At 68.1% G+C, this 5,225-nt stretch carries 5 protein-coding genes; all 5 read right to left on the minus strand.

Annotation, left to right across the window (positions count from 1 at the left end; genetic code table 11):
* Positions 1-111 precede the first annotated feature (111 nt).
* Complete coding sequence (locus tag GZ997_RS08480; protein ID WP_162679582.1) at positions 112-969, minus strand: PTS system mannose/fructose/sorbose family transporter subunit IID; 858 nt, start codon at positions 967-969, stop codon at positions 112-114.
* Positions 970-1,001: 32 nt separating this feature from the next.
* Positions 1,002-1,853, minus strand: coding sequence for a PTS mannose/fructose/sorbose transporter subunit IIC (locus GZ997_RS08485; protein WP_161925089.1), 852 nt, complete (start codon positions 1,851-1,853; stop codon positions 1,002-1,004).
* A 36-nt stretch (positions 1,854-1,889) separates the two neighbouring features.
* The gene (locus tag GZ997_RS08490) at positions 1,890-2,384 is read right to left on the minus strand and encodes a PTS sugar transporter subunit IIB (RefSeq protein WP_161925090.1); all 495 of its coding nucleotides are present in this window, start codon (positions 2,382-2,384) and stop codon (positions 1,890-1,892) included.
* Positions 2,384-2,836, minus strand: a complete 453-nt coding sequence (locus GZ997_RS08495; RefSeq protein ID WP_162679583.1) for a PTS sugar transporter subunit IIA — start codon at positions 2,834-2,836, stop codon at positions 2,384-2,386. Before GZ997_RS08495 ends, GZ997_RS08490 begins: the two co-directional genes overlap by 1 nt.
* 158 nt (positions 2,837-2,994) lie before the next feature.
* Complete coding sequence (locus tag GZ997_RS08500) at positions 2,995-5,166, minus strand: NAD(+) synthase (protein ID WP_162679584.1); 2,172 nt, start codon at positions 5,164-5,166, stop codon at positions 2,995-2,997.
* Positions 5,167-5,225 lie beyond the last annotated feature (59 nt).

A 5,225-nucleotide genomic window follows, 5' to 3' on the forward strand; every position in this document is an offset into this window, starting at 1 on the left:
GTCGAGGTCGGCCGAAGTGTGCAACTTCGACCGACCTCGACGGTAACAACAACCGATCTCGACGGTAATAACGACCGATCTCGGTGGGTGGGGTGGGTGGGGCGATTGGGGCTACAGGCCGAGCCAGCCGGTCCAGGCCCCGAAGATGCCGATGACGAACATGCCCAGGATGATCCACAGGGCGTTGACCTTCTTATTCAGCAGCCACATGCACACGAAGGTCAGCCCCAGCGCCGCCACGCCGGGCAGCAGCTGATCAAGGATGTCCTGCAGGGTGGTCTGGGTGACGGTGCCGTCGTCGGCGGTCACCGAGGAGATCACCCCCGGGAAGTTGATCGTCGTCCACTTGGCCACCAGGGCACCCATGACGAACAGACCGGTGATAGCGGCGATCTGCGTGATGCGCTTGAGCTGGCCGCCGCCGACCTCCGTCACCATCGCCGTACCGCGCTCATAGCCCCACTTCAGGCCGTACCAGCGCACCAGGATGCGGATGATATTGATGCCCAGGAAGTAGACGATCGGGCCGAGCCAGGAGCCCGTGAGCGCCAGGGAGGCGCCCAGCGCCCCCAGCACCGGGCGGACGGTCCCCCAGAAGATGGGGTCGCCGACGCCCGCGAGCGGCCCCATGAGGCCGACCTTGACGTTGGTGATGGTGTCATCACCGATGTCCTCACCCTTGGCGCGCTGCTCCTCCATGGCGGCGGTGACGCCAAAGACCACCGAGGAGATCCAGGGGTGGGTGTTGTAGAACTCCAGGTGGCGCTTGAGGGCGGCCGCCTGCTCGGTCTTGTTGGAGGGGTAGAACTTCCGGATCGCCGGCATGAGGGTGATGCAGAAGCCCATGGCCTGCATGCGCTCGAAGTTGAAGGAGCCCAGCAGGAACGTGGAGCGCCAGTACATGCTCCGCAAGTCGCGGTTGGTGAGCATGCGCTCGGTGGCGGGAGCGGCGTCAGTTTGTGTAGACATGGTCTTGTTTCCTTCCCAGTTCCTTGCCGCGCTCAGTCAAGCTCGTCATCGAGATCGTCATCCAGGTCGTCATCCAGACCACCCGCGCCGGCGGCAACGGGGGCGGGACGCGGCAACTGGACCGACTCATGGAAGTCGGGGTTGAGCTGCACGTAGATGAAGGCCAGGCAGATACCCATGATGCCCAGTGCCACCAGGGTGATACCGGTGTCCAGGGTGGTCATGGACTGGGCCACGATGAAGCCGATGAAGAAGAACGGCATCAGCTTGCGGGCGCGCATCATGTTGATGACCATGGCGTAACCGACGACGACGATGAACCCGCCCGCGATCTGCAGGCCCTGGGTGACGACGTCGGGGATCATCCCCAGCGCGCGCTGCACGGCGTCGCCCGAGGCCACCACCGCGACGGCGGCGGTGGGGATCGCCACGCGCAGGCCCTGGAGGGACAGCGCGATGAAGTGCATGATCTGAATGCCCCGCATATTGCCGTCCTCCGCGAAGCGGTCGGCCTGGTGGGCAAAGAACACGTTGACGGTACGCACGAAGATGGTCAGGGCCTGGCCGGCGACGGCCAGGGGCACGGCGACGGCGATCGCCTCCTCGTGGCTCTGCCCGCCGGCGATGGCGATGACGGTGGAGACGGTGGAGGCCAGCGCCGCGTCGGGCGCCATGGCGGCACCAACGTTCATCCAGCCGAGGCTGACCAGCTCAAGGCTGCCGCCAACCATGATGCCGGTGGTCGGATCGCCCAGGGCGAGCCCGGTGAGGGTACAGGCGACGATGGGTCGGTAGAACATGCGTTCGTCCAGAACGGAGTCGCAACCGGCGAGGAAGGCCACGAGGGTCACGAGGATGATCTGGACAGCACCGATGTCATGCATGAGAGTGCTTCCTGGTGGGGATGGATAGGGGTGGGGTCAGGCGACAAAGCCCTTGGACTTCAGCGTCTCCATCAGGCCGGCGCGGCCGGAGGAGGGAACCTGCTGGATGTACTGGGTGATGCCGCGGGAGTCGATCTCCTGGAAGGCCTTGACGTCGTCATCGGAGACGTAGACGGCCTGCGACAGGGCCTTGGTGCCCTGCTTGAAGGTCATGCCGCCGACGTTGACCTCATCGGCCTGGATGCCCAGGTCGAGCAGGCGCACGATATCCGCCGGGGTCTCCACGACGATCACGGCCTTGAGGTTCTCGTACTTGGGGTTCTTGTACACGCGGGCCGCCTTGGCCACGGTCAGCACGTGGACCTTGACCTTGCCGCCGCCGGTCTGGAGCATCAGCGTCTTGCGCAGCTCGTCGTTGGCGGCGCCGTCGGAGACGGCGAGGATGGCCTCGGCACCCAGGGAGCCGGCCCAGTTGTTGGCGACCTGGCCGTGGACCAGGCGGGAATCGATGCGCAGGAGCTTGATGTCCATCAGAGCTCGTCTCCTTCGTCGTCGTCGGAATCGGTGTTGGTGGGTGGGGTGAAGATCTCGGATAGGACCTTGACGCCGCCGGCGCCGGAGGTCTTGGCGACCTCGACCAGCTCGGCCAGGTCACCGCCGGCCAGGCGGCGGCCGAGGACCTCGATGAGCATGGGCAGGTTCACGCCGGTAACGACGTCGGCGTCTTCACGGGCCGCTGCGAAGCGGGCGGCAGCGTTGTAGGGGCTGCCCCCGAGCAGGTCCACGAGGATGAGGTACTGGCCCGAGGCGAAGGAGTCCACGGCGTCGGCGTACTTGGCCAACAGGTCCTCCGGCCCTTCACCGGGATCGAAGCTGATGGGGATGACGTCGTCCTGCGGACCGGCGATCATGGCGGCGGAGTTGAGCAACCCCTCCGCCAGGTGACCGTGGGCCGCCACGATTACTGCAACAGATGACTGCAACGGCGGGCTCCTGCCAGTTACGCACCGCAGCGCGGTGCCTATCGGTTTGTGGGGACGTCATAGCCGCGGCGCCGCGTCCCCGATTGGCTGAAGCATATGCCAAATCGTTTGAACTGACGACGGTCTATGACGAGGCACACAGTAGCACCCATACGGCCTTAGATCTCTGGAACGTTGCGCTCAATTTCATCGAGCCAGGCGGCGGCATCCGCATCGGAGGGCATCCGCCAGTCTCCGCGCGGGGAGAGCGTGCCGCCGGCAACCACCTTCGGCCCGTTGGGCAGCGTGGAGCGCTTGAACTGATTGGCGAAGAAGCGCCGGAAGAAGACCAGCTCCCACTTGCGGATGTCGGCGAGCGTGTAGGCGACCTTCTCCTCCTCCGGCAGGCCGGCCGGCCATTGCCCCACCGCCGGGTCCGCCCAGGCCTTCTCCGCCAGGAACGCAATGCGGGACGGACGCGCACCATGGCGCAGCACGTGCCACAAGGTGAAGTCCTGCAGCGCGTAGGGGCCAATGCGTGCCTGCGTGGACTGGATGGGCTCACCCTCCGTGGCGGGCACCAGCTCGGGGCTGATCTCGGTGTTCAGCACGGCCAGCAGCACCTCGGAGGCGGCGTCGGAGAAGATCCGCTCGGCCACCACCCAGCGGATCAGGTGCTGGATGAGTGTCTTGGGCACGCCCGCATTGACGCCGTAGTGCGCCATCTGGTCACCCACTCCGAAGGTGCACCAGCCCAGCGCCAGCTCGGACAGGTCCCCGGTGCCCAGCACAATGCCGCCACGGGCTCCCGCGATGCGGAACAGGAAGTCCGTGCGCAGCCCGGCCTGCACGTTCTCGAAGGTGACGTCGTAGACCTCGCGGCCGCGCTCGCCGCGCCCGTAGGGGTGGTCCATGGCGGCCAGCATCTGCTCTGCCACCGGCCGGATGTCGAGCTCCTCCACGTGGCACCCCAGCGCCTCGGCCAGGGCGAGTGCGTTGTGCTTGGTGGCGGCGGAGGTGGCGAAGCCGGGCATGGTGATGGCATGAATGTCCGTGCGCGGCCGGCCCAGCCGGTCCATGGCACGGGCGGCGACGATGAGGGCGTGCGTGGAGTCCAGTCCGCCGGACACCCCGATGATGAGCCTGGGGTTGCCGATGGCGGTCAGCCGCTGCACCAGGGCCGCCACCTGGATGTTGTAGGCCTCGTAGCAGTCCTGGGCCAGACGCTGCGGATCGTTGGGAACAAAGGGGAAGCGGTCGACGTCGCGCCGCAGCCCGATGTCGGTGCGCGGCACCGCGAGCGCGGCGCGGGGGATCACCACCGTCTGGAATCCCTCGGGACTGCCCCCATCCTGGGGGGCGCGCTGCCCGGCGAGTCCGCGACGGTTGTCGTCAAAGGTGCCCTGGCGCAGGCGCTCGGCGCGCAGGCCCTCGATGTCGACGTCGACGACGGTCGCGCGGGCCCCGTCCGGGAACCGCTCGGTCCTGCCCAGCAGGGCGCCGTTCTCATACACGAAGGTCTGGCCGTCCCAGGCCAGGTCCGTGGAGGACTCCCCCGCCCCGGCGGCGGCGTACACGTAGGCGGCCAGCCCCCGGGCGGAAGAGGCGCGCGCCAGTAGCCGCCGCTGGTCGGCACGGCCCACGGTGACCGGGGAGCCGGAGAGGTTGACCAGCACCGTGGCGCCGGCCAGGGCCGCGAGCGAGGACGGCGGCACGGGCACCCACATGTCCTCGCAGACCTCGGCGTGGAAGACCAGGCCAGGCACGTCCTCGACGTCGAACAGCAGCCTCGCCCCGAGCGGCGCGCTGGCGCCGTCGGGATCGGGGCCGACGCCGGGAAGGCGGACGGTGGGGGGCAGGCCGTCGGCCCCGGCGGCGAAGTGGCGGGACTCGTAGAACTCCCGGTAACTGGGCACGTAGGACTTGGGGGCGACGCCGCGTACCACCCCGCCCTGGATGACGACGGCGCAGTTGAGCAGCCGGTCGCCCACGCGCAGGGGCGCCCCGACTACGAGCGCGGGCAGCAGCTCGGCGCTGGCCACCCGGATGGCCTCGATGGCCGCCAGCACGTTGCGCAGCAGCAGCTCGTCCAGCAGCAGGTCGTCGATGGAGTAGCCGGTCAGGGTGAGCTCGGGGAAGGCCGCCACGGCGACGCCGTCGTCCGCGAGCGCGCGGGCCTGGGCGATGACTGCGTCCGCGTTGGCCCGGGGGTCCCCGAGCACAACCGGCAGGGTCACGGCGGCCACGCGCGCGAAGCCCTGGTCGTAGGCGGAGTGGAAGACCAGGTCGGGGTGCGCCTGTGCGCGGGGCGCGGCTGGTCCGGTGGTGTCGGTGTGCTCCGGGTTACTCATGGCCCGATCCTGGCACAGCCGGGACGACAACTCTTGTCAAATCGTTTTGTTCGCCATAG

It is taken from the genome of Actinomyces sp. 565 (assembly GCF_010365615.1).
In the GTDB taxonomy this organism is placed as follows: domain Bacteria; phylum Actinomycetota; class Actinomycetes; order Actinomycetales; family Actinomycetaceae; genus Actinomyces.